The sequence below is a fragment of the uncultured Chitinophaga sp. genome, assembly GCF_902168175.1.
Lineage (GTDB): Bacteria > Bacteroidota > Bacteroidia > Chitinophagales > Chitinophagaceae > Chitinophaga.
In genome coordinates this window covers 26,503-50,043 of record NZ_CABHOU010000009.1, presented here as the reverse complement: position 1 = coordinate 50,043, position 23,541 = coordinate 26,503, and the positions used below count along the sequence as shown (strand labels likewise).

Here is a 23,541-nt window from a genome sequence, read left to right as displayed (position 1 = left end):
TTTAAATGGTTACTGCCTCTAAAACAGGCTACGACTGTTGGCAAAACGTTACAAACTGATGTAATAGTATGTTGCTATCTTCGTAAACCTCCCATAAACCCATATGTGCTACTTTTTCAAATATGTGTACGCTGCTCACCCGGGGAATGGTTACGAGAGGTAACACGCTTTCCGGCGGCACAGCCGTATCATCTTTTCCAATAAAGAACAGCACGGGTACTTTGGTATCTTCTAAAACGGCCGTCCTGTCTGGCCGCTGTATCATTGCTTCGTAGTAGGCGATCAGCGACTTAGAATCAAGTTCCAGGCCACGGCGTATGTATTCGTCCACCCTGTCTGGCTGTGCCTGACGGTAAGAGTTGCTGAACATGTTGGGCAGTGTTTGCGTTAGAAAAGCTTCTGCACCATACTGTTCTATCATACGAATGGATTTGCGGCGGCCTTCTTTTTTCTCCTCTGTATCTGGCCGTGCAGTGGAATGGAATAACCCGAAACCCTGCAGCATTTCCGGGTGTTTGTCGGCAAAGGCGAGTGCTACATAACCTCCCATAGAGTGGCCGATCATAGTTACCTGCACGATTTGTTCCTGTATAAGTATGGCATGTATAAACGCTGCCATGTTTTCCATACTAACATCTGCCAGTGGCGACTTGCCCGAGCCGGGAAGGTCAGGCACAATTACCCTGAAGTAGGTGGAAAGATATGCCTGCTGGTTTTCCCAAACAGTTCCGTCTTCTCCAAAACCGTGTATCAGCACAACTACTTTCCCTTTACCCTCGTCGCGGTATGCTCCTTTATGATTTCCGTTGCTTAATTCTTTCCACATTTTGCCTACGAATAAAACGTAATATGATAGAGGTGTATACTAATAACAATATACTAAAGATAATGGCAGCTTTAGAAATGTAGTCGCCATATTTTACGTAAAACGTCATTTCATGGCCGAGTGTTACTTTTCCATCGATAACTGCCTCTTTCCAGTACTCGGTGGGCGCAATAATGTTGCCATAAGTATCAATAAAGCAACTTACGCCGGTATTAGCGCAGCGGGCTATCCATCGACGCGTTTCTATGGCGCGCAGGCGGCCATATTCCAAATGTTGTTTATATCCTTGTGTTTCGCCCCACCAGCCGTCATTGGTAGTAATAACGATGAGGTTGGCCCCAAGTTGTACCTTCCTGGCTACAAATTCTCCATAAATAGATTCATAACAGATGATTGGCACCAGTTTATTTTTAATCGCCTGATCGTTAAATACTTCTACTCCGGGTGTTCTTCCATAACTACCGCTAATGCCGCCCATATCCATCGCCCAGTTTTCCATAAACTTGAAGTAGCGTGAATAAGGAATGATCTCTACGCCCGGTACCATCTTGAACTTATGATATACCTGCACATTAAAAGAGGTGTCGATCAGCAAGGCAGAATTAAACGCATCCCATAATTCTCCGCTTTGGCTTTTACGTGCGGTTTGAGAAGCTTCCCGGGGATTATTATAGCGTTTAAGTGTAACCGCTCCGGTAATAACACTTGCATTCGGATATTGTAAAAGAAATGAACGGACCGTCTGAATTTCGGGCCGGTCGTTTAGTTCGTGTTCCCAGGCGCCACGTGTAAATAACGCAGTTTCAGGCCATATGATATAACGTGTATTTGTATTGGTCTTTTGCGCACTCAGTTGCAGGAACTTATTAACCGCCTCTTCTCCGGTCGATTCAAATTTCTCATTATAAGGATCGATGTTGGGCTGTACGATCACAACATCGACTTCTGTTTTATCCTTTGCGTTATCTGATGAAAAGGAGAGTATTTTTAAGCCTGAAATAAGCAGGGGGATTGCTAATACTGCCAGTGGTTTCCAACCTTCTTTCCAGAGGATAAAACCTCCTGGCAACGTTTTCATTTCCTGGCGTTTACGGCCTAATTCATAAAGGCTGATATTGGCTACTAATACCCATAACGTGCCGCCCATGGCGCCGGTAACATCGTACCATTGTACCCAGTCCGGATACAACGCAAACACGTTTCCAAGCGTAAGCCAGGGCCAGCTGAGTTCCCACCGTAAGTGAATGTGTTCAAACGTAATCCAGAAAACGACCAGTGCGAAATAGCCCATTCTTCTTCCCAGCTTTTCGCGTACCGACCTGTATCCTAACCAGGGAATGCTCATTAACAGGGCATTAGCAATGTTCGCCAATGCTCCGCTCACAGGTATGGGGGTATTGCCCACCCACCAGGTAGTTAATACATTCCATAATACCAGGGCCAGGTAAGCGCAGCCAAAAAAGGCCAGCGGATTTTTAACCCTGTCTGCCAACATCAGTAAAGGAATGAAAGCAATGAATATCAGGAAGGTAAGTGGCGACGTAGGCCATGCTGCCCATAAAAACAGGGCGCTTAAAATAGAAAGGGCGGGAGGAATGAGTTTGCGCATATACGTAAACGCCATTTAGAGGCTGTAGTGTTCAAAAATAGGTTATTGATGTTAACCGGGTATAAAAAAAGGAAGGCAGCGCCTTCCTTTTCTCTATTTTAACATTTCTGATTATTACCTGCTGTAGTTCGGAGCTTCTTTGGTGATTACCACATCGTGCGGGTGGTTTTCTTTTACCGTAGCGGAAGTGATTTTCACGAACTGTGCATCCTGCAATGTTTTGATGTCTTTAGAACCGGTATAACCCATACCTGCCCTTAAGCCACCCACGAATTGTTGTACCACTTCACTCAGGAAACCTTTGTATGGAACGCGGCCTACAATGCCTTCCGGTACCAGTTTCTTGATATCAGCTTCTACGTCCTGGAAGTAGCGGTCTTTACTACCTTCGCTCATGGCTTCGATAGAACCCATGCCGCGGTAAGATTTAAACTTACGGCCTTCGTAGATGATCGTTTCTCCAGGGCTTTCTTCCACACCCGCGAAGATGGAGCCGGCCATGATGGTGGAAGCTCCTGCTACCATTGCTTTTACCATATCGCCTGTGTAACGTATGCCACCGTCGGCAATTACAGGAACGCCTGTTTTCTTAAGTGCGTTAGCTGCTTCCATAACGGCAGACAGTTGAGGGAAACCAGCACCGGTTACCACACGGGTGGTACAGATAGAACCGGGGCCCACACCTACTTTCACTGCATCTGCACCTGCCTGCTGAAGGGCCAGTGCGCCTGCTGCTGTGGCTACGTTACCGCCTATCACCTGTAATTTAGGGAAGGCTTTTTTCAGCTTTTTCACTGCTTCCAGTACGTGTATGGAGTGACCATGTGCGCTATCCAGCGATACTACGTCTACGCCTACTGTCATCAAGGCTTTTGCGCGGTCCAGTACGTCGGTGGTAATGCCGAGTGCGGCGCCTACGAGTAAACGGCCGTATTCGTCTTTTACCGCGTTAGGGAAGGAGGTAAGCTGGAGGATGTCTTTATAGGTAATAAGACCAACGAGTTTGCCGCTTTTATTAACCACGGGCAGTTTCTCGATCTTATACTGTTCGAGGATTTTTTCCGCTTTCTTCAGATCGGTACCTTCAGGAGCAGTGATGAGCTTATCTTTCGTCATCACGTCTTTGATCAGGCGTTTGGTGTTCTTTTCGAAACGGAGGTCACGGTTAGTGAGGATGCCTGCCAGTTTGTTGTCTTTATCAACAATGGGAATACCACCGATCTTGTTTTCTTTCATCAGGCGGAGCGCCTGACCGATTGTCTGGTCGGGAGTAAGTACCACCGGGTCGAGGATCATACCGCTTTCGCTACGTTTCACCTTTCTTACCTGTTCGGCCTGTTTCTCGATCGACATGTTTTTGTGCAGGATGCCGATGCCGCCTTCACGCGCCAGTGCAATGGCCAGTTGGGCTTCAGTTACAGTATCCATGGCGGCAGACACCATCGGGATGTTTAAGCGTATATTCCTGGTAAGTTGAGTAGAGATGTTTACCTCCCTTGGTAACACTTCAGAGTAAGCTGGCACAAGGAGTACATCGTCAAAGGTGAGACCGTCAGCTACAAATTTCGGTTTTGATTTTCCCGCAGGCATGTTGCAATTATTGAGTCGAATGAAAAATAATTGCACGCAAATGTACGAGTATTTACCCAATTAACGAAACGCAACATTTTGCACTATTCAGGTAAGCATATAACAATTTCCTGGCAAAGCCTTTACCACAGCCTGTATTTCGAGGTTTAACAGGGTAGCGGCCACCTGGCTTCCGGGAAGCTGGCATTCGCGATAAATTTCATCTATATGTAGTTGTTTTTTATGTTGAAAGAGTGATACCAGTTGCTGTTCTTCCCTGTTTAACGAAATAAATAACTCTTTTTGGCGCACACTTTCTTTCTTCTGGTGCGCTTGCCATCCCATCATTTCCATCACATCGCCTGCGCCGGTAATTAGCGCGGCTTTATTGGCTTTTACGAGCTGCAGGCATCCTGCCGACCTGTCGTCGTTAATGCGGCCTGGTATGGCCATTACATCGCGATTATAGCTAATGGCAATATCTGCTGTGATAAGAGAACCGCCTTTCTCGCCGCTTTCTATCACGATGGTTACATCAGACATGCCGGCCACGATACGGTTCCTGCTGGGAAAGTTTTGTTTATCGGGTTGGGTGTCGCTCATAAAATCGGTGAGCAAACCCCCGTTCGCCAGCATTTGTTTGGCGATGTTATGATGGGTGGCGGGATAAATGCGGTCGAGCCCGTGCGCAAGTATGCCTATAGTCGGCGCATTACAGGCGATGGCGGTTTTATGGGCTTCTACATCGATGCCGTACGCGAGGCCGCTGATAATCGTTATGTCGTGAAGCCCCAGTTCTGTTACCATATCCCTGCAAATCGTTTTTCCGTACTCTGTTGGCCTGCGTGTGCCTACAATGTTTACAATACGACTGGCGTTAAGATCTGCGTGGCCTTTGAAGTAAAGCATAACAGGCGCGTCTGTACAATGTTGCAGGCGTTGGGGATAAGCAGGGCTGGTATAAAAGATGGGTTGTATCTGGTACCGGCTCATAAAAGTTATTTCCTCATCCGTTCTGGCAAAATCATTGAACTGTTTGATGGCGCGGGCGCGTACGGTGCCAATGCCGGGTATTTTTTCCAGTTCAGCGATGCGTGCTTTAAAGATAGCAGAGGCTTCTCCAAAATGCTGGAGCAGTTCTTTGGCAACAATATCACCTATCTGCGGAATTTGCGTAAGCGCAAGCTGGTAGCGTGTTTCTTCGGTCATAAATGGTTGGTTAACAATACAATTCTGTTCAATTTACGCCATTCTTCCGAAATTTATTTACTTTAAATGTATGATGATGAAAAAATACGCCGCTATATTTTTAGTGATAATATCTGCCTCCTGCCGTACCGCACAGCCCTCACAAACATCGGCGCTATCAGCCGCTTCGTTCGGCCACAATGGCGCTGCATGGGCTGCTTTGTGGCAACAACGCTCCGGCGAATACCGGGCGCTGTGTTTCCAGGCTTACCGCCTCGCCAAACTTGAGCTGGACGCAGTACTGCAGCAACCTTCCAGCCTGCCGCGCGCCATCGTTACGGATATCGATGAAACGGTGCTGGATAACAGTGCCTATTCGGCCATGCAGTCGGGTTTTCATAACGGTTATACAAAAGATACCTGGTTCGCCTGGACCAGCAGGGCCGATGCAGATTCTATTCCCGGTGCGGTGTCATTCCTGAAATACGCCGCCTCCAAAGGGGTAGAAGTATTTTATGTTACGAACCGCATGGAACAGGAGCGTATAGCTACGCGGAAAAACCTGGAACGCTGGGTATTTCCTTATGCTGATGATCAACACCTGATCCTGCAAACCGACAAGTCGGCCAAAGGTCCGCGCCGCGAAAGCATTGCCAGAACACATAACATCGTCATGCTGTTAGGCGATAATCTCGGCGACTTTGCAGATGTATTTGATAAACGCACGAGCAACGACCGCCAGCGTGCTGTGGACAGCCTGCAGCAAACATTCGGATCAAGATTTATTGTACTGCCTAACGCTATGTATGGCGATTGGGAGTCGGCGTTACGCCAATATAATAACGGCTTAACGCAGCAGCAGAAGGATTCGCTGTACAGGGCGTCGCTAAAGGATTACCCGGCGGAGAAGGTGCCGAAGAAACTGGTGATGTAGGTGTATACACCGCTCGTGATGTCGCCAGATTTTAACATAACAGCATCGATGCACCCGAAATTAAACTGTGTATACACCGCCTTGAATAAGAAGCCACATATACTAAAAGGAAGCGGCGACGGGTCTCATCCATCGCCGCTTCCTTTTTATCAAAACAATCATTACAAACTTATCACTTTTAACACGGTCCGCCTGTTCTGGGCTCTTCCGTCCTCGGTGTCGTTTGGCGCCACTGGCTGTGTTTCGCCGTAGCCTTTAGCCACCACCCTGTCTGCCGGTATGCCTTTACTCACGAGGTATTTTACCACTTCTTTTGCACGGTTCTCAGATAACACCTGGTTGTCTTTATCGGCACCCACATCATCGGTGTGACCGCTGATCTCTACTTTCATCGAACTGTTTTCTCCCAAGAGTTTTACTGTTTTATCCAGCTCGGTATACGAATCTTCTTTTAATGCGTACTTGCCTGTTTCAAAAAAGATGTTCTTCAATATCACTACAGCATTAGCTTCCAGCGGTTGCAGCGGAATGTTCTTTTCATAAGGTTTACCATCCTGCGAGGCTAACAAAGAGAAGTTATCAGAATAAAATAAATAGCCTTTTCGGTTAACGTTAAACGCGTAATCTTTGCCCAAAGGGAGCGGAACAAGGTAACTGCCGTCTGCTGTACTCCTTACGGTGGCAATGTTAAAACCGGTTTGCAGATCAATCAGCTCCAGGGTTGCGGGCAGGCGTTGCTCTGTTTTAGCGTCGTATACATAACCTCGTACATACAGCGTTTTCTGTGCTCTTGCTGTTTCAGGTAGTTCGAAGCTGTAAATATCCAGCGCGCCGCGTGTATCGGCTCTGTCTGAAGCAAAGTAGGCGGTGCGGCCATCCGACGATACCACCATGCTGGCATCTTCGTCAATGGTGTTAACCGGGTAGCCAAGGTTTACTGCTGGTCCCCAGTTGCCATCGGGCTGGCGGCGCGAAAAGAACAAGTCCTGTGCGCCAAAGCCAGGGTGGCCTGCGGAAGAAAAGTAGAGCGTTTGGTTATCCGCGTGGATGAATGGTGTACTCTCGGCCAAACGTGTGTTAATGTTAGGGCCAAGGCGTTGTGCCTGTTCCCACTGGCCGTTCGCCAGGCGTTTGCTTATGAAAATATCTGCCGCCGCATCGCTGGTGGCCCTCACGAAGTACAATGTTTGTTTGTCGGGCGATAAACAGGGCTGCGATTCCCATTCGCGGGTATTGATGGCACCGCCCATATTCACGGGCGCCTGCCAGCCTTCGGCTGTTTTTATGGAGTAATAAATATCACAACTGCCACGACCGTTGGGGAAATCGCAGCCGGTAAATACGAGCATTTCTCCATCTTGCGAAATATTCTGCGCGCCCTCATTGAAGGCGGTGTTCACCGGTTCGCCCATATCCCTGGATTTACGCCAGTGTGCGCTGTCGCGCAGTGCTATGAAGAAGTCTTCGTTGCGGCCGTTCACGCGGCGTGTATATACCAGCGTCTGGTCGTCGATGGTTAATGAAGGAAAATATTCAGGGTCTTTTGAGTTGATGCTGTCGCCCAGGTTTTTAGGTTCGAACGGTGCTGCATTGCTTTTGGCGGCAATGGCAAACTCGTAGTTCGCTTTCAGTTTCACCGCGTTCGGACTTGCCGATTTAGAAATAGCAAGATACTGGTTAACTACTGCCAATGCCTCTTCATACCTGCCCAGTCCTGCCAGTGCCCTGGAATAAGGCATTCTGGCTGGCCGTATAGCATTGGAGTCGAGTTGTTTCAGTTTGTCGAAAGTGGTGACTGCCAGTTGGTATTGTTTGAGTTCTACGTATGTAAGGCCCAATTGTCCGTACGCATCGATGAACCTAGGTTGTGCCTTAATGGCGCTCTCCAGTTGTGATATCGCTTCTTTGTATTGGAAACTGCCCACTGCCGTGATGGCGTTGTCGAAGTGTTGCTGGGCTTTTTTGCCGGCATTTTCATAGCCTACTGTTTGCGCCTTTGCGTAAAGGCCAAACAATGCCAGGCAGATACCGGTTAATAGGATACGTACTCTTATCATGTTGTAAAATAACGGAAAATGGGGATATGGTATTGTGTTTTTTATTGATAGATGTTGTTACTTTTTTCGATCTGCGTCGTCTTTAGTAGTATATCACTGAAACATCTATCGGGCTTAGGCCTACAAGATAAATTTTGCGTTGACTGTAAAAAACCTTTACAGTAATTAACAATAACTCACGAAATAAAAAGTGGGGTGTTTACCCATACTTTCTCATAAACTAAATAACAAAAAAGCGGGGTGTCTACCCCGCTTTTCCTATGGTACATTAATATATTTATGTATCTGCAAAGACAATTGCCATCTCGGGTGGTCTTTGATATAATCGATGATCAGCGGGGTTACTTCCTCTTTTTTGCTCCATTCCGGGGCCAGGTAAAGTTTACAATCGGGGCCAACCATAGCAGCATGTTTCTCTGCCCAGGCAAAGTCTGATTTGTTAAACACGACCACCTTCAGTTCATTGGCCTTTTCGCAGGCTTCGGGTAATGGCGCTTTAAATTTCTTAGGCGATAAGGTGATCCAGTCCAGTTCTCCACTTAAAGGGGAGGAACCCGATGTTTCGATATGAGTGCGGAAGCCAGCTTTGTGCAGGGCTTCGGTAAGGTCGCCGAGATTGTGCATCAGCGGTTCGCCGCCCGTAATTACGGCAATTCTACCTGGAAACTGTGCCGCTTCGTTTACGATGTCGTTGATGTTCAGCTGTGGATGTTTGCCGGCATCCCAGCTTTCTTTCACATCGCACCAATGGCAGCCTACATCGCAACCGCCAAGACGGATGAAGTAAGCGGCCTGGCCCTGGTAAAACCCTTCACCCTGGAGGGTGTAGAAGTATTCCATGACAGGCAGTTTGGTAGCGGTATGTGTTGCTGTAATGAGCATGATATTATTGCAAAGGTCTGGTATATACCGGCCTTTGTCAAATTTTTCCCCTTCGGTATTTAGTTCAGGTGTTCTTTTTCTCCAATAGAAGCGTGGTAGGTGTTTTTCAGCAAAGCCGCGATGGTCATAGGGCCAACGCCACCCGGTACCGGGGTAATAAAGCTGCATTTGGGTGCTACTTCATCAAACTTTACATCTCCCACGAGGCGGAAGCCGCTTTTTTTGCTGGCGTCGGCTACACGGTTAATACCTACGTCGATAATGATCGCACCTTCTTTAACCATATCGGCGGTAACATAATCGGGGCGGCCAATGGCAGCTACGATGATGTCGGCCTGGAGGCAAAGCTCTTTCAGGTTTTTGGTTTGAGAGTGGCAGAGGGTAACCGTGCAGTTACCTGGTTTGGTATTGCGGCTCAGCAGTATGCTCATGGGCGTACCCACGATATGGCTGCGGCCTATCACTACGGCATGTTTGCCTTTGGTGTCGATATTATAATGTTCCAGCATTAACATAATGCCGTATGGGGTAGCAGGCACATAAGTAGGCAGGCCGCTTACCATTTTACCCACGTTCATGGGATGGAAGCCGTCTACATCCTTCGTCGGGTCAATAGTGTTGATTACCAGCTCTTCGTTAATGTGTTTAGGTAAAGGCAGCTGTACAAGAATACCGTCGATGTCGGGATTTTCGTTCAGCAGTTGAATATTGTCCAGGAGGTGTTTTTCAGATATCTGCTCGTCGAAACGCAGCAGGGTAGAGTTGTAACCAATTTCGGCACAGCTCTTTACTTTGGACGCTACGTAAGTTTCGCTGGCGCCGCTGTTGCCCACCAGTATGGCGGCCAGGTGAGGCGTTTTTTTTCCTAAAGCTTTTAACTCCGTTACTTTTTGTGCTAACAGGTCTTTTGTAGCCTGGGATACTAATTTACCGTCTAAAATTTGCATGCGCAAAATTACGAAAAATTGATCGTAAAAAAAGGCGGGGTCGCTAAGGCCCCGCCGGAATACATATGGTTGCTAATGAACAGACTAATTTATTGCAGCGGTTTAGGCGCTGCGTCCAGGATCTCCTTGTCTGTTTTGTCCGCATACTTTTCGAAGTTGCGTACGAACTGGGCGGCCAGGTCGGCTGCTTTGTTGTCGTAAGCGGTTGTGTCCTTCCAGGTATTGCGTGGATCAAGGATTTCGTCGGGTACGCCCGGGCACGACTCGGGAATGGCTACGCCAAACACTTCATGCTCGCGGTAAGCTACTTTTTCCAGCTCACCGGTAAGGGCGGCGGTGATCATAGCGCGGGTGAAGGCCAGTTTAATACGTTGCCCCGTACCATAAGCACCGCCCGTCCAGCCGGTGTTAATCATCCATACGTTCACCTCATGCTCGCGCATCTTTTCGCCCAGCATTTTCGCGTACTGAGCCGGATGCAACGGCATGAATGGAGCCCCGAAACATGCGCTGAACGTGGATTTAGGTTCTGTGATACCAGCTTCCGTGCCGGCTACTTTAGCCGTGTAACCAGACATAAACTGGTACATGGCCTGTCCCGGTGTTAATTTGGAAACAGGTGGCAACACACCGTACGCATCGCAGGTTAGGAAAAAGATGTTTTTAGGAGTGCTGCCGATAGAAGGCTCCAGTGCATTATCAATATAATGTAGGGGATAGGATACACGGGTATTTTCCGTGATACTGCCATCCTCATAATTAACTTTATTGCTGTTGGGGTAGTAGCCGATGTTTTCCAGCAAAGCCCCGTCCTGTATGGCCTGGAAGATCTGTGGTTCTTTCTCGGCGCTCAGGTCGATGGTTTTGGCGTAACAACCTCCTTCGAAGTTAAACACGTTGTGGCTGTTCCATCCATGCTCGTCGTCGCCAATCAGTTTTCTTTCGGGATCGGCGCTGAGGGTCGTCTTGCCCGTGCCGCTGAGGCCGAAGAAGATAGCCGTATCGCCTTTTTTACCCTGGTTGGCCGAACAGTGCATCGGCAGTACGCCATGCTCGTGCGGTAACACGTAATTCAGGATCGTAAAAATGCCTTTCTTGATCTCGCCGGTGTAAGCCGATCCGCCAATAATGATCATCTTCTTCGTAAAACTTACGATGGAGAAGTTGTGCTGGCGGGTACCATCGGTGGCCGGATTGGCCAGGAAACCGGGTACCTGGATCACTGTCCATTCGGGGTCCATGTGCTCTACCTCCTCATCAGAAGGACGCAGGAACATGTTGTAGGCAAATAAGTTAGCCCAGGGCGTTTCCGTAATCACACGGATGTTTACCCGGTAAGCGGGGTCGGCACAGGCGTAACAATCACGTACCCATACCTGTTTGTCTTTCAGGTAAGCACTGATCTTACCAAAAAGGTTGTCGAAATTTTCTGTTGAAAATGGCTGGTTAAAGTCGTTCCAGTTAACACTGTCGGCAGTTTTGCCGTCCTTTACGATGAACTTGTCCTTGGGCGAACGACCGGTGAATTCTCCGGTGTTAACGGCTAATGCGCCGCTGTCGGTCAGGCTACCCTGCCTGCGGGCCAGGGTCTGCGAAATCAGTTCTTCAGGTGAAAGCTGATAATAAACGTTCGCAATATCTCCTATGCCCAATTCTTTAAGTTCCGTAAGTGTATCTCTCACACTACTGATTTGCATAAAGAAAGATTGTTTTGGTGTAGAAGCAAAACTAGGCTTTTTTTGAAAGTATCTAATTTTTTAGGTGTTGCACCTTGTAAAATTAGCCAATATTGGTTTATCTGGTATTAATATTAGATAGTCGCTAATTAATATCGATTGCTGAAATATATAAATCAATCTTTTGCTAATAATTTATAAGGCGTTTAGCAGACACTTATCGCCTATTTTGATAGTTGACCATTTTCCTGTAGGTTTGGCACCTTAATCCTCGCCAAAGCAGTAAACAACGAATTATATCATCATATGAAGTCTTTACCACTTGATCCACAGATCTTTATTAAGAACCGACAGCGCTTTACGGAAAAGATGGTACCACAGTCGATCGCTATTATCAACAGCAACGATGAGCTGCCCACCAATGGCGACGCCTTACACGCATTTAAACAAAATTCCGACCTGTACTGGTTAACGGGTATCGACCAGGAAGACACCATGGTCATTCTTTACCCCGACCATCCGGATCCTAAGTACCGCGAAGTACTCGTGCTGGTGCGGCCTAACGAACTGAAAGAGAAGTGGGACGGTAAACGCCTCCGCCGCCAGGAAGCTACTGCCATCTCGGGCATCTCTACCATCGTGTGGCTCGATACGCTGGACGGCCTGCTGCAACCCTGGGTACACGAAGCCGGCAGTGTTTATCTTAATACCAACGAAAACAACCGCAAATCGAACTACGTTCCCGTACGCGACTACCGTTATGCGGAAGAAATGCGCGAACGTTACCCGCTCCATAATTTCCTGCGTGCTGCCGTGATATTTAAACAATTACGCGCCGTTAAAACGGAAGAAGAAGTGAAAGTGATGCAGGTGGCCATGGATATTACCGAAAAGGCCTTCCGCCGTGTGCTGCAGTTTATTAAACCCGGCGTATGGGAGCATGAAATTCATGCAGAAATTATGCACGAGTTCCTGCGTAACCGCGCCACCGGAGAAGCTTACGGCTCTATTATCGCCAGCGGCGATCGTGCCCGCACGCTCCACTACATCAGCAATAACCAGGAATGTAAAGACGGAGAGGTAATATTAATGGACTTTGGCGCTGCCTATGGCGGTTACAATGCCGACCTCACCCGCTCTGTACCAGTTAATGGCAAGTTTACCGTTCGCCAGCGCGAGGTGTACAACGCCTGCCTGCACCTGCACGATTTCTGTAAGGCTTACTTACGCCCCGGCATGCGCCTGATGGATTATCACGAGAAGGTAGGCGATGAGGCCAGCAAACAATTCATAAAACTGGGACTGATTACCGAAGCGGACGTAAAGAACGAAGATCCGGAGAACCGCGCTTACCGCAAGTACCTGTACCATGGCATATCTCACCACCTGGGTGTGGACGTACATGATCTCGGTCCGTCGATGTACGGCGCTATCCCCGCAGGATCGGTGCTTACAGTGGAGCCGGGCATTTACATCGAAGAAGAACAATTAGGCATCCGCATCGAAAATAATATTTGGGTAACCAACAGCGGAAACATCGACCTGATGAAGAATATCCCGATCACGGCCGACGAGATCGAGGCACTCATGAAAAAATAATTTCCCCGGGATGCGCGTTGTTACGGCAACGCGCATCTTATATATCTGAAAACGCTAATGAAACAAGTACCTAATATCCTTACCCTGGCCAATCTTTTTTGCGGCGCCCTTGCCGTAATCTTTATTCTGCATGCTCCTGAATACATTGCCACCTTTAATGGCGCCGATTATATGATCACCAATCCCGCCCCGGTTTACTGGGCTTCGGCTCTGGTGGTACTGGCCGGTGTGTTCGACTTTTTCGACGGTATGGTGGCCCGGCTGCTGAAGGTACAAAGCCCAATGGGCAAGGAGCTGGACAGTCTGGCCGACGTCGTAAGTTTCGGTGTTGTGCCTGGCATGGTGCTGTTCCGCCTGTTACGCAGTGCTTACATGCAAACGCCCGATGTGTTCGACGTTTCATACGTAAACCTGGCCCCGGCCTTATTGGTGCCGTGTTTTGCGGCATATCGCCTCGCTAAGTTCAACCTCGATACGCGGCAGTCGGAGCATTTTATTGGCGTGCCTACTCCCGCAGTAGGCTTGCTGGTGGCGTCGTTCCCGCTTATTATGCTGTATAATCCCTTTAACATGGCGCATTTGCTGGAAAATGTGTGGGTACTATATGTAATCATCGGGTTATTGTGTTATCTCATGGTTTCCTCCATTCCTATGATCAGCCTGAAGTTTAAGAACTTTTCGGTGAAGGATAACTGGCCCCGGTTTTTGCTGATACTGCTTACTATAGGCAGTATTCCTGTGCTGGGCTTTGCAGCGGTGCCCTTTGTTTTTATCGCCTACATCCTGCTTTCGCTGGTAAAACCACCTAAACCATCTGTACATTAAGCGCATCTCTTCTTCCGATTTTTAATAAAATCACGTAGGTTTGCGTCAAAATTTTAAGAACGATGACATTTACTGCACATATAAATGTGATGCCGCTGAAAGAACTGCTGGACCCACAGGGTAAAACTGTACTGGGTGGACTGAAAAACCTGGGCATCCAGGTACAGGATGTAAGGATTGGCAAACACATCACCCTGCAGATCGATGCGGCTACTAAGGAAGACGCACACAAGATTGCCGAAACAGCCTGCCAGAAACTGCTGGCTAACCAGGTAATGGAATTCTTCGAGATCACCATCCTCTAACATAATTAGTTCCGGGTCCCGCGGACATGACGGCTTCGGCAGTCCATGTTTCCGCGGGATCGGCATTATAAACGCCCGTACATGTCTAAGCTTTACATCGTTCCTTCGCCCATCGGCAACCTGGCAGATATGACCTACCGGGCTGTAAAGGTGTTGGAAGAAGCCAATCTTGTACTGGCGGAAGATACCCGCACTTCGGCCGTGCTGTTGCGCCATTATGCCATCGATAAGCCCATCACTCCTTATCACCAGCACAATGAACATAAAGTGCTGCAGCGCCTGGTGATGCAGTTGCAAAGCGGTAAAACCATGGCCCTGCTTACTGATGCCGGTACTCCCGGTGTTTCTGATCCGGGCTTTTTGCTGGTGCGTGAGTGTATTCGCGCCAATGTGCCGGTAGAGTGCCTGCCAGGCGCTACGGCCTTCGTTCCGGCCCTCGTTAATAGCGGCATCCCCATGAACCGCTTTACTTTCGAAGGCTTTCCTCCCCTTAAAAAAGGCCGGCAAACCCTTTTTACCCAACTCGCCACCGACGAGCGCACCATGGTGTTCTACGAATCGCCCATGCGCCTCGTTAAAACCCTGGCCGACTTTATCCAGTATTTCGGTCCCACCCGCCAGTGCTGCGTTAGCCGCGAGCTCACCAAAATGTTCGAAGAAAACAAACACGGCACTCTCCAGGAAGTACACGATTACTACAAAGAGAAAGGCGTAAAAGGTGAGATCGTGATCATCGTAGCGGGTGTTGAGTAATTTTTTTATTTAGCCATCTTCAAATCCTTTCCTCAGCCGCCGTTGTGTCACTCCCTTCAGCGGCGGTGCAATTCCAGGCATAACCTCTGCCAGTTTGACCGCCATCGCGCATCCACCCCTGCTATTATCGCCCTCGTCTCTTAACCAACATCGTTTAGTCCAACGATAAATAACCTTCGATACAACACAAATATCGTTCAGCCCAAGACTGAAAAGTTGTCCTGAAAGCAGAAAAAATTGTCCTGAAAGCAGAAATATTTGCCGGTGATAGCATTTTAACAAAAGTGCCCGAGAGTAGCTGAAGAGTACCTGAAGAGTACCTGAAAGCAAGGAGAAGAGAAGGAGAAGAGGGAGAAAATTGTGTCAGTGTTGTCATCGTCAACCTGAAAATAGATCAAATTGCCAGAGGGGGAGGGCATGCGAGTTCGATATGAGTCCAATGTGAATGCACTATGACCCTGCGAAATTTTATTAGGATTCCTGATAAAGTTGTTTTATAAAATAATTTGCTAATGCATGAACGCCATATCCCATTGTGCCACAGCACGCAATCGTTAATTTTTTTGCTGAATAAAAATATTTGCCTAATATTACAGTGAGAGTTCCCGAATGCTCAGTTGCCCCAAAAAAAACTGACTTCGCAGCAGCACTAGCCTTGGATTAAATTTGATTTTACATCCCCAAAAAACGCAGCATGATAAATGAGGCGCTTAAGTTTATTTCTGACGAAGTAAACAAGTATCTGTCGATCAAATTAGGGCCGGTAACGGATCCCCGACTTGTATTGGGAAATGTAGCACGGTTGCAGGATAGCGACCAGGGCGGCACTACCAATCCGATGGCTAACAGGGCCATACTTACACTTGTGAATATCGAGGAAGACAGGATTTCGAAATCACCGGATAATTTCCGCCGAAACCTGGACAGTAATAGTGTGTCGTATAAAAATCCACGTGTGTACCTCAATCTCTACTGCCTGTTTTCCATCAATCGGAATACGTATGATGACGCGCTGAAATGGCTCGCATTGGTCGTACAATTTTTCCAGTACCGTAACGTGTTTACCCGCGAAAATTCGCCGGGCATGGACGATAAACTGGAGCGGCTGGTGCTTGACTTGTACAGCATGAATTTCGAACAGGTGAACCACCTCTGGGCCACGCTGGGCGGCAAGTACTACCCCAGTGCTTTGTACAAAATGCGTATGGTGGTGATAGACGATGATACTAAAGAGGCGGAAGCAGGATTAATTACCGAAGTAAACATCAGCGAAAACCAGGTAAACAACTAAGAAAACGTTATGCAGCTTAGTTACAAGATATTGTTTGCAATAGAAATATTGCACGACTACTTTGCCAGTGGCCGTTGCGAAGATTTCGAGATCGTGCCTTCACCGGAAACCGCGCAGCTGTTCCGTGATCAGCAGGTGATCTGGAAAAACCTCGGCAATAAAGGATACGCACTGGTGCGCGTGGTAAACGGCAAACCGCTGTCGGCGCCGGCTGCCACAGACGTTTACCGTTGTTACCTGAAATTGAAAAAGCCACTGTTCGCCAATTATACAAACCTCGAAGGTGCCTACGGCCCGTTATCACGCTTGTATTTTAACAACCTGCATCAGCTTAAAATAAATAACACGCATTATTTGTCGGCTCCGATTGCGGGTTATAACAGTGGCAGTACTTATCTGCCGGGAGCGCTGGCCAGCAACGGGAACAATGTTTCCGAAGCTTTGCGAAACAGCAATAGCGGCAATGCACATCCGCTGAATGATGCAGTGTATTGGCGCGATCGTGGAGCGAAAAGATATGTTACGGGCAATGATCTGATTACGCATGTAGGCGCTGCTTACACTTTTACGTTACCTGCACCGGCTGAGGCAGTGTTAACAGAGGTATTCGCATTCAATACGGCTACAGGTATTTATGATAAACCCGCACTCCCCGCCGAGATGAGCAACTACGATGCGCCTGTTACCACGCAGGCGGTGAAGATAGAAGGTTTGGAGCCAGGCAAATACCGCATTACAGCCAATGGTGCCGAAGTATTGCTGTACATCGACGGCCGTTTGCGGCGCGAGCAGGTATTTGGGGTGGTGGAAATATTCAACCACCTGGCGGGCAATAATGATTTTGCACTGCTTAATAACAATGGGGAGCTGAAAGAAAAAGTATTCACCATTCATTTCGCGAACCGTTCTGCTATCTGGAAATATGTGCCAGGCGCGGGATCTACGGTTACCGCGATTAAAGACAGCCAGAACAATTACGAGTTCGCACAAAACAGCAATGTGTTCCTTTCCAATAAACCGATACCGCTTTCTGAAACGCCCATAAAGTCCATCTTCCTGGAAACCAGCAACATGGGGCCGCCGGTATTGAACATCCGCAATGCATCGGCCGAAAGGATCAAAACGATAGAGCGGGACGGAGACATTTTTTACTGTTCGGAAATACACCTCAATTATTAATATCGTAGTAACCTCAATTGATAATCACAAACTATATTCAACATGCCTTCCACATTTAAGACTCCCGGCGTTTACGTCATCGAAGAACCTAAATTCCCCCCTTCGGTAGCGCAGGTGGAAACCGCCATCCCGGCGTTTATAGGTTATACGCAAAAAGCTGATAAAAGACTTCCGGGCGACCTTAACATGGTGCCCACCCGCATTACTTCTTTGCTGGATTACGAAAGCTATTTCGGCGGCCCGCAACCCGAAGAGGCCATTGTGGTAACCATGGCCGAACGCCAGGACGTTGATGACAATGTACTGTCTATCGCCGCTACTGCTGCTTTTGCCGGTGCAACGAAGTCGCGCCATAACATGTACTACGCCATGCAGATGTACTTCGGAAACGGTGGTGGTCCATGTTACATTGTTTCCGTGGCAACTTACCTCGCCCTTGGTACCGCACCCGATGCTACCGCGCTGGGTAATGGTTTAAGAAAACTGGCAACAGTTGATGAACCAACGCTGATCCTCTTCCCGGAAGGACCTAATATGAGTACACCTGCTTTGTATTACACCCTGCAACAATCTGCACTTGACCAATGTAATCTTTTGCAGGACAGGTTTTCCATCATCGACCTGTACCAGAACAACGATACCAATACTCTGAATATAGACGCTTTCCGCGATGCTTCGCTGGCTAACAACCTGAAGTACGGAGCGGCTTATTATCCGAACCTGGTGACTACGCTTACCTACAAAATCAACGAGGCCGAGATCGTAGTAAATCGTACCGTATCGGTAGAAGGAGAGGCTGATGTCACCTCACAGTTTGACCTGGCCGATCCGGCTAGTCGCGGTACGGCGCAATATGCTTCAGCCATTGACGCCATCAGCAAACTGAATGTAGAACTGCCGCCAAGTTCCGCCATAGCTGGCGTGTACGCTACCACCGATTCGAACCGTGGTGTGTGGAAAGCGCCGGCCAATGTAGGTCTGAACTTCGTGATGAAACTGGCCGTGCCTATTACCGATGAGGAAAACGGTTACATGAACATCGATCCTACTGCCGGTAAATCAGTAAACGCCATCCGCACCTTTACCGGTAAAGGTACGCTCGTATGGGGCGCGCGTACACTGGCAGGTAACGATAACGAATGGCGTTATGTGTCGGTACGGAGGTTCTTTAACATGGTGGAAGAAAGTTGTAAAAAGGCCAGTGGTCAGTTCGTATTCGAACCTAACGACGCCAACACCTGGACTAAGGTAAGGGCGATGATCTCCAACTTTCTGACCAACTTATGGCGCCAGGGTGCGCTGGCAGGGGCTAAACCAGAGCATGCGTTTTACGTGGCCTGTGGTATTGGCACTACCATGACCGCCCAGGACATACTGGAAGGAAAGATGAACGTTGAAATAGGCATGGCCGCTGTGCGTCCTGCAGAGTTCATCATCCTGAAATTCTCCCACAAAATGCAGGAGTCTTAGGTTTCATTATCACTTAACATCAACACAAAAAAATTACACATATGGCTAGTAGTTATCCGTTACCGAAGTTCCATTTCCGCGTAGAATGGGGTGGCAGCAATATCGGTTTCACAGAAGTATCGGGCCTCGATAAAAGCGTGGACGTCATCGAATACCGCCATGGCGCCAGTCCCGAGTACCACAAAATAAAAATGCCCGGCATGCAGAAGTTCTCGAACATCACACTGAAGCGCGGCACGTTTGCGGGCGATAACGAGTTCTTTAACTGGTTAAAAACCGTACAACTTAACACCATCGAACGCCGCGACCTGATTATATCGCTGCTGAACGAAAATCACGAACCAGTGGTGAACTGGAAAGTGAAGAACGCCTGGCCCGTTAAAGTGCAAAGTACCGACCTCAAAGCCGATGGCAACGAGGTAGCGGTAGAAACACTGGAACTGGCACATGAAGGCCTCGAAATAGAAACTGCTTAGACATTGTATCATGCTGAACTTTGAATATCCGCTTACCGGGTTTCATTTCCTGGTTGTGTTTGAAATATTTCCGCAAACGCCGGTTGACGTGTGTTTCCAGGAAGTAACCGGGCTGTCCGTTACCATGAACACCGAAAGTGTGAAGGAAGGCGGGGAAAACCGTTTCGAACACAAACTACCCACCAGGGCCGCTTATACCGACATCACGCTTAAGAGAGGCCTGTTCAATACCGCGCTGATCACCGAATGGTGCCGGCAGGCGATAGAGAACTACGATTTTAAGCCGACGAACGTACTCATTTCATTGCAGGACGAGAACCACATCCCGGTATTTGGCTGGTATGTGATGAACGCCATACCGGTGAAGTGGGAGGTGAGCGGTTTGCATGCGGAACGGGGACAGGTAGCGATAGAATCGCTGACGCTCAGCTATAATTATTTCAAGATCATTTCTCCGGTATCGCTGGCTGCAGGCCTCGCAGGGGCCATTTCGGGCAGCGTATCGGTAAGCTTTTAAACTATTGTATATGCCGGTAATTATCCAGGAAATACAAATAACGGCCGAAGTGGGCGCGGGTAGCAGCAGTGCTCCCGCGGCTGCACCGGCTGCCAACGCCGGCCGCGGGGCTGATCGCGATGCTATTGTGGCTGCCTGTGTGGAAGAAGTGCTGCGTATTATTCACGAAAAAGAAGAACGTTAAGTTATGTTCGACGAAGGCACACTGGAGAAAATGAAGATCATCCCCTGCGTGGATGCGAACTATACCGAAGCGCCGGGAATGGAACCCTACCTCGTGCAGATCAATCCCGAGTCGTACTCGCTGAGCCAGCAGATCAACTTCAACGAAGCGCAGGCCCAGGGAAACAGCGCCGCACAATTGCAATTCTGCAATAGCAGTCCGCAGGAACTGGAGTTCGACTTTATATTCGACGGCACAGGTGTAATCAGCCAGGGAAATGCGTTACTCAAAATCGCCAGCATATTTGGTGCAGGCGAGAAACTAAGCGTGCCGGATGAACTGGAAAAATTCAAGCTGGTGGTACTCACCTACTCCGGCGAAATACACGAACCACGTTATGTAAAGCTTGTATGGGGCACACTGTTGTTCAAATGCCGCCTTACCAACCTGCGTGTAACGTACAAATTATTCAAGCCCGACGGTACACCGCTGCGGGCATCCGCCAAATGTACTTTCCGCGAAAGCGTGGAGCCGGTGGAACGGGAAGCGATTGAAAGCAACAGTTCCCCCGACCTTACACACATGCGCGTAGTAAAGGAAGGCGATACACTGCCGCTGATGACTTACCGCATTTACGGCGACTCGAAACATTACCTGGAAATAGCACGGGTCAACAAACTCGTGAACTTCAGGAAACTGACTGTAGGACAGAAAATCTATTTCCCACCCATTTTAAAATAAGAAGACTTGCCCCTTAGCAGAACTATACCGGTTGATGGTGCCGCGGGACTCGCTTCCGTGATCGTGAAAGTGAATAACGTGGAGATACCACGTTCGATGAACCTTATGCACGTGGTGGTGTACCGGGAGGCTAACCGTATTGCCCGTGCCACGCTGTTTATTATGGACGGCAGCGCTTCTACCGGCGATTTTCCCGCCAGTAATGAAGCCACATTTTTGCCCGGTAATGAAATAGAAATTCAGATGGGTTATAACAATACCAACGAGAAAGTTTTTAAGGGCGTAGTGGTGAAACACAATATAAAGATCCGTTCTGCCGGCTCGCCCCTGTTATGTATAGAATGTATGGATAAACTCGCCAAACTGAGCATCAGCAGGAAGAACAAATACTTTGCGGAGATGACAGACAGTGAGGTGATCGAAGATATGATCAGCACCGCCGGCCTCGAAGCCGATGTGGAAGCGACAACCGTTAAACATAAAGAACTCGTTCAATACTACTGTACCGACTGGGATTTCATCATAACCCGGGCGGAAGCAAATGGTAAATTATGTTTTACAGAGGATGGCGTATTGGTGATTAAGAAGCCTGATTTTTCACAGCCTCCGGCACTTGATCTGTTGTTCGGCAGCACCATTATAGAACTGGATGCAGAGATGGATGCCCGTAACCAGGTATCAACGGTTGCTTCCAATGGCTGGGACCATTCGGCCCAGGCGATGGTGACAGCATCTGCGATGGAACCTGGTTTTCCGGAACCCGGCAATATATTCAGCAGCGACCTGGCCGGTGTTTTTAAGGCCGATCCTTACCTGCTGCAACATGGCGGGGCAATGGCCGAAACCGAATTGCAGGCATGGGCCGATGCACAACTGATGAAGAACCGCCTGTCTAAAATACGCGGTCGCGTTAAGTTTCAGGGTTATGCGGGTGTAATGCCCGGGCAGGTGATAACCCTCGGCGGTATTGGGCAGCGCTTTAATGGCGACGTGTTCGTAAGCGGGGTGCGGCAGGAAATGAAGAACGGGTTATGGCATACCGACATACAGTTTGGCCTTTCGCCGCAGTGGTTTGCAGAACAACATGAAGTAACACATACAGCAGCCAGTTCGGTGATCCCGGGTATTAAAGGGCTGCATATAGGCGTAGTGACCGACCTGGAAGATCCGGACGGTGCGTACCGTGTAAAGGTGAAGCTCCCCGAAATATCTACAGAAGAAGAAGGTACCTGGGCGCGTATGGCTTCTTTTTATGCCGGTGCCGATCGAACAGCGTTCTTCAGGCCCGAGATAGGAGATGAGGTGATCATTGGTTTTTTGCACGAAGACCCGAATTACCCGGTGATATTGGGCTCCTTACACAGCGCGGCCAATGCTTCGCCCGAGGCGCACAGTAACGACAACTACATCAAAAAAATACATACTGCCAGCAAACTGGAACTGGCGTTTGATGACGACAAAAAATCGATAACGATACAAACGCCCGGAGGCAAAGTGATTACGATAGACGATAATGGAAGTCTGATCAGGATAGAAGATGAGAACGGTAATAAGATAACCATGGAGCCGGCTGCGGTGAAGATAGAGTCTGCCGCAGCGCTGGAGCTAAAGGCAGCCACGGAATTAAAATTCGCTGCCCCGAACATTACCATTAAAAGCGATGCCGTTTGCGAAGTAAGTGGCGGCGCATCGTTAAAATTGTCGAGCAGCGGTACTTGTGTTGTGCAGGGATCGCTGGTGCAAATTAACTAGAAACAAACTGTATATGTCCAAACCAGCAGCCAGAGTAAGTGATATGCATGTATGCCCGATGGTAACCGGCACCGTGCCACATGTGGGCGGGCCAATACTCCCGCCAGGCAGCGCAAATGTATTGATAGGTGGTTTGCCGGCAGCGCGGGTAAGTGATATGGCGGTATGTACCGGGCCACCCGATACGATTGTGCTGGGCTCGGCCACCGTGTTAATAGGCGGCCTGCCTGCAGCCAGGATGGGCGATAGTACGGCTCATGGGGGTACGATCGTATTGGGCTGCCCCTCAGTATTAATAGGCGGATAATTCAAGTAAAAATATTCCACAATGGCGGATCAACCTTTTCTTGGGAGGGGATGGAGTTTTCCCCCGGTGTTTAACAAAAACACCAAACAGGTAGAAATGCTCGAAGGCGAAACCGATATACATAGCAGCCTGGATATACTGCTCAGCACCATGCTGGGCGAAAGAGTGATGCAGCCACGTTATGGCTGCGACATGAAAGACCTGTTATTCGAATCGGTAAATACTTCGCTAAAGGCCCTGATGATGGACCGTGTTAAAACGGCGTTGTTGTTTTTTGAGCCGCGTATCGAAACAGAAAAAATAGATATTCTTACTGATAACTCGCTGGAAGGCCTGATACAAGTGCAGATAGATTACCGGATCCGCAGCACCAACAGCAGGATGAACTATGTATTCCCCTTCTACCGGAACGAAGGCACCGAAATTAAAAGCGGCCAGCGTATGGTAGCAGGCGGTTAATAATACACGTTTTATT

The 23,541-nt window shown here is 48.6% G+C and carries 23 protein-coding genes; 15 read left to right on the top strand and 8 right to left on the bottom strand.

Annotation, left to right across the window (positions count from 1 at the left end):
- Positions 1-28 precede the first annotated feature (28 nt).
- The 4 genes from QZT80_RS00730 to dprA form a co-directional block, all read right to left on the bottom strand.
- Positions 29-826, bottom strand: a complete 798-nt coding sequence (locus QZT80_RS00730) for an alpha/beta hydrolase (RefSeq protein WP_295116617.1) — start codon at positions 824-826, stop codon at positions 29-31.
- A complete protein-coding gene (gene lnt / locus QZT80_RS00725; RefSeq protein WP_295116615.1) occupies positions 795-2,435 on the bottom strand; it encodes an apolipoprotein N-acyltransferase in 1,641 nt (546 codons plus the stop codon). The genes QZT80_RS00730 and lnt overlap by 32 nt, the downstream gene beginning before the upstream one ends.
- 114 nt (positions 2,436-2,549) lie before the next feature.
- Positions 2,550-4,025 (bottom strand): IMP dehydrogenase, encoded by a 1,476-nt coding sequence (guaB, locus tag QZT80_RS00720; RefSeq protein WP_295116613.1) that lies wholly within the window; start codon positions 4,023-4,025, stop codon positions 2,550-2,552.
- 87 nt (positions 4,026-4,112) lie between these two features.
- Positions 4,113-5,213 (bottom strand): DNA-processing protein DprA, encoded by a 1,101-nt coding sequence (dprA, locus tag QZT80_RS00715; protein WP_295116611.1) that lies wholly within the window; start codon positions 5,211-5,213, stop codon positions 4,113-4,115.
- 70 nt (positions 5,214-5,283) lie between these two features.
- On the opposite strand from dprA, the gene QZT80_RS00710 reads away from it, so the two are divergent.
- Entirely contained in the window at positions 5,284-6,126 is an 843-nt protein-coding gene (locus QZT80_RS00710) for a 5'-nucleotidase, lipoprotein e(P4) family (RefSeq protein WP_295116609.1), read from the top strand.
- Positions 6,127-6,287: 161 nt separating this feature from the next.
- Here the strand turns inward: QZT80_RS00710 and QZT80_RS00705 are convergent, their stop codons facing one another.
- The 4 genes from QZT80_RS00705 to pckA all read right to left on the bottom strand — a co-directional run bounded on the left by QZT80_RS00705 (position 6,288) and on the right by pckA (position 11,709).
- Complete coding sequence (locus QZT80_RS00705; RefSeq protein WP_295116608.1) at positions 6,288-8,183, bottom strand: OmpA family protein; 1,896 nt, start codon at positions 8,181-8,183, stop codon at positions 6,288-6,290.
- A 258-nt stretch (positions 8,184-8,441) separates the two neighbouring features.
- On the bottom strand, positions 8,442-9,065 hold the full coding sequence (locus QZT80_RS00700; protein ID WP_295116606.1) for a 7-carboxy-7-deazaguanine synthase QueE: 624 nt from the start codon (positions 9,063-9,065) through the stop codon (positions 8,442-8,444).
- Between the two features lie 59 nt (positions 9,066-9,124).
- On the bottom strand, positions 9,125-10,012 hold the full coding sequence (locus QZT80_RS00695) for a bifunctional 5,10-methylenetetrahydrofolate dehydrogenase/5,10-methenyltetrahydrofolate cyclohydrolase (RefSeq protein WP_295116604.1): 888 nt from the start codon (positions 10,010-10,012) through the stop codon (positions 9,125-9,127).
- A gap of 89 nt (positions 10,013-10,101) precedes the next feature.
- The gene (gene pckA, locus QZT80_RS00690) at positions 10,102-11,709 is read right to left on the bottom strand and encodes a phosphoenolpyruvate carboxykinase (ATP) (RefSeq protein ID WP_295116602.1); all 1,608 of its coding nucleotides are present in this window, start codon (positions 11,707-11,709) and stop codon (positions 10,102-10,104) included.
- Between the two features lie 285 nt (positions 11,710-11,994).
- On the opposite strand from pckA, the gene QZT80_RS00685 reads away from it, so the two are divergent.
- The 14 genes from QZT80_RS00685 to QZT80_RS00620 all read left to right on the top strand — a co-directional run bounded on the left by QZT80_RS00685 (position 11,995) and on the right by QZT80_RS00620 (position 23,525).
- On the top strand, positions 11,995-13,287 hold the full coding sequence (locus QZT80_RS00685; protein WP_295116600.1) for an aminopeptidase P family protein: 1,293 nt from the start codon (positions 11,995-11,997) through the stop codon (positions 13,285-13,287).
- A gap of 57 nt (positions 13,288-13,344) precedes the next feature.
- Positions 13,345-14,112 carry a CDP-alcohol phosphatidyltransferase family protein gene (locus QZT80_RS00680; RefSeq protein ID WP_295116598.1) on the top strand — a complete coding sequence of 256 codons (768 nt, stop codon included), beginning with the start codon at positions 13,345-13,347 and terminating at the stop codon, positions 14,110-14,112.
- Between the two features lie 62 nt (positions 14,113-14,174).
- Positions 14,175-14,417, top strand: a complete 243-nt coding sequence (gene purS, locus QZT80_RS00675; protein ID WP_295116596.1) for a phosphoribosylformylglycinamidine synthase subunit PurS — start codon at positions 14,175-14,177, stop codon at positions 14,415-14,417.
- An 81-nt stretch (positions 14,418-14,498) separates the two neighbouring features.
- Positions 14,499-15,170: a 16S rRNA (cytidine(1402)-2'-O)-methyltransferase gene (gene rsmI / locus QZT80_RS00670; protein WP_295116594.1), complete on the top strand. Its 672-nt coding sequence runs from the start codon at positions 14,499-14,501 to the stop codon at positions 15,168-15,170.
- A gap of 694 nt (positions 15,171-15,864) precedes the next feature.
- Positions 15,865-16,461 (top strand): DUF4255 domain-containing protein, encoded by a 597-nt coding sequence (locus QZT80_RS00665; RefSeq protein WP_295116593.1) that lies wholly within the window; start codon positions 15,865-15,867, stop codon positions 16,459-16,461.
- Positions 16,462-16,470: 9 nt separating this feature from the next.
- Positions 16,471-17,640 carry a hypothetical protein gene (locus QZT80_RS00660; RefSeq protein ID WP_295116592.1) on the top strand — a complete coding sequence of 390 codons (1,170 nt, stop codon included), beginning with the start codon at positions 16,471-16,473 and terminating at the stop codon, positions 17,638-17,640.
- 42 nt (positions 17,641-17,682) lie between these two features.
- Entirely contained in the window at positions 17,683-19,110 is a 1,428-nt protein-coding gene (locus QZT80_RS00655; RefSeq protein ID WP_295116590.1) for a phage tail sheath C-terminal domain-containing protein, read from the top strand.
- A 41-nt stretch (positions 19,111-19,151) separates the two neighbouring features.
- Positions 19,152-19,586 (top strand): phage tail protein, encoded by a 435-nt coding sequence (locus tag QZT80_RS00650; protein WP_295116588.1) that lies wholly within the window; start codon positions 19,152-19,154, stop codon positions 19,584-19,586.
- Between the two features lie 10 nt (positions 19,587-19,596).
- Positions 19,597-20,103, top strand: a complete 507-nt coding sequence (locus QZT80_RS00645; RefSeq protein WP_295116586.1) for a phage tail protein — start codon at positions 19,597-19,599, stop codon at positions 20,101-20,103.
- A gap of 10 nt (positions 20,104-20,113) precedes the next feature.
- On the top strand, positions 20,114-20,287 hold the full coding sequence (locus QZT80_RS00640; protein ID WP_295116585.1) for a DUF5908 family protein: 174 nt from the start codon (positions 20,114-20,116) through the stop codon (positions 20,285-20,287).
- 3 nt (positions 20,288-20,290) lie between these two features.
- Positions 20,291-21,007, top strand: coding sequence for a LysM peptidoglycan-binding domain-containing protein (locus QZT80_RS00635; protein ID WP_295116583.1), 717 nt, complete (start codon positions 20,291-20,293; stop codon positions 21,005-21,007).
- Positions 21,008-21,013: 6 nt separating this feature from the next.
- Positions 21,014-22,759, top strand: a complete 1,746-nt coding sequence (gene vgrG / locus QZT80_RS00630) for a type VI secretion system tip protein VgrG (protein WP_295116581.1) — start codon at positions 21,014-21,016, stop codon at positions 22,757-22,759.
- A gap of 13 nt (positions 22,760-22,772) precedes the next feature.
- Entirely contained in the window at positions 22,773-23,066 is a 294-nt protein-coding gene (locus tag QZT80_RS00625; RefSeq protein WP_295116579.1) for a PAAR domain-containing protein, read from the top strand.
- 21 nt (positions 23,067-23,087) lie between these two features.
- Entirely contained in the window at positions 23,088-23,525 is a 438-nt protein-coding gene (locus QZT80_RS00620; RefSeq protein WP_295116577.1) for a GPW/gp25 family protein, read from the top strand.
- The last annotated feature ends 16 nt before the right edge of the window (positions 23,526-23,541 follow it).

Coding starts and splice junctions, on each gene's coding strand:
- QZT80_RS00730 (WP_295116617.1), bottom strand. CDS start 826: ATGTGGAAAGAATTAAGCAACGGAAATCATAAAGGAGCATACCGCGAC.
- lnt (WP_295116615.1), bottom strand. CDS start 2,435: ATGCGCAAACTCATTCCTCCCGCCCTTTCTATTTTAAGCGCCCTGTTT.
- guaB (WP_295116613.1), bottom strand. CDS start 4,025: ATGCCTGCGGGAAAATCAAAACCGAAATTTGTAGCTGACGGTCTCACC.
- dprA (WP_295116611.1), bottom strand. CDS start 5,213: ATGACCGAAGAAACACGCTACCAGCTTGCGCTTACGCAAATTCCGCAG.
- QZT80_RS00710 (WP_295116609.1), top strand. CDS start 5,284: ATGATGATGAAAAAATACGCCGCTATATTTTTAGTGATAATATCTGCC.
- QZT80_RS00705 (WP_295116608.1), bottom strand. CDS start 8,183: ATGATAAGAGTACGTATCCTATTAACCGGTATCTGCCTGGCATTGTTT.
- QZT80_RS00700 (WP_295116606.1), bottom strand. CDS start 9,065: ATGCTCATTACAGCAACACATACCGCTACCAAACTGCCTGTCATGGAA.
- QZT80_RS00695 (WP_295116604.1), bottom strand. CDS start 10,012: ATGCAAATTTTAGACGGTAAATTAGTATCCCAGGCTACAAAAGACCTG.
- pckA (WP_295116602.1), bottom strand. CDS start 11,709: ATGCAAATCAGTAGTGTGAGAGATACACTTACGGAACTTAAAGAATTG.
- QZT80_RS00685 (WP_295116600.1), top strand. CDS start 11,995: ATGAAGTCTTTACCACTTGATCCACAGATCTTTATTAAGAACCGACAG.
- QZT80_RS00680 (WP_295116598.1), top strand. CDS start 13,345: ATGAAACAAGTACCTAATATCCTTACCCTGGCCAATCTTTTTTGCGGC.
- purS (WP_295116596.1), top strand. CDS start 14,175: ATGACATTTACTGCACATATAAATGTGATGCCGCTGAAAGAACTGCTG.
- rsmI (WP_295116594.1), top strand. CDS start 14,499: ATGTCTAAGCTTTACATCGTTCCTTCGCCCATCGGCAACCTGGCAGAT.
- QZT80_RS00665 (WP_295116593.1), top strand. CDS start 15,865: ATGATAAATGAGGCGCTTAAGTTTATTTCTGACGAAGTAAACAAGTAT.
- QZT80_RS00660 (WP_295116592.1), top strand. CDS start 16,471: ATGCAGCTTAGTTACAAGATATTGTTTGCAATAGAAATATTGCACGAC.
- QZT80_RS00655 (WP_295116590.1), top strand. CDS start 17,683: ATGCCTTCCACATTTAAGACTCCCGGCGTTTACGTCATCGAAGAACCT.
- QZT80_RS00650 (WP_295116588.1), top strand. CDS start 19,152: ATGGCTAGTAGTTATCCGTTACCGAAGTTCCATTTCCGCGTAGAATGG.
- QZT80_RS00645 (WP_295116586.1), top strand. CDS start 19,597: ATGCTGAACTTTGAATATCCGCTTACCGGGTTTCATTTCCTGGTTGTG.
- QZT80_RS00640 (WP_295116585.1), top strand. CDS start 20,114: ATGCCGGTAATTATCCAGGAAATACAAATAACGGCCGAAGTGGGCGCG.
- QZT80_RS00635 (WP_295116583.1), top strand. CDS start 20,291: ATGTTCGACGAAGGCACACTGGAGAAAATGAAGATCATCCCCTGCGTG.
- QZT80_RS00625 (WP_295116579.1), top strand. CDS start 22,773: ATGTCCAAACCAGCAGCCAGAGTAAGTGATATGCATGTATGCCCGATG.
- QZT80_RS00620 (WP_295116577.1), top strand. CDS start 23,088: ATGGCGGATCAACCTTTTCTTGGGAGGGGATGGAGTTTTCCCCCGGTG.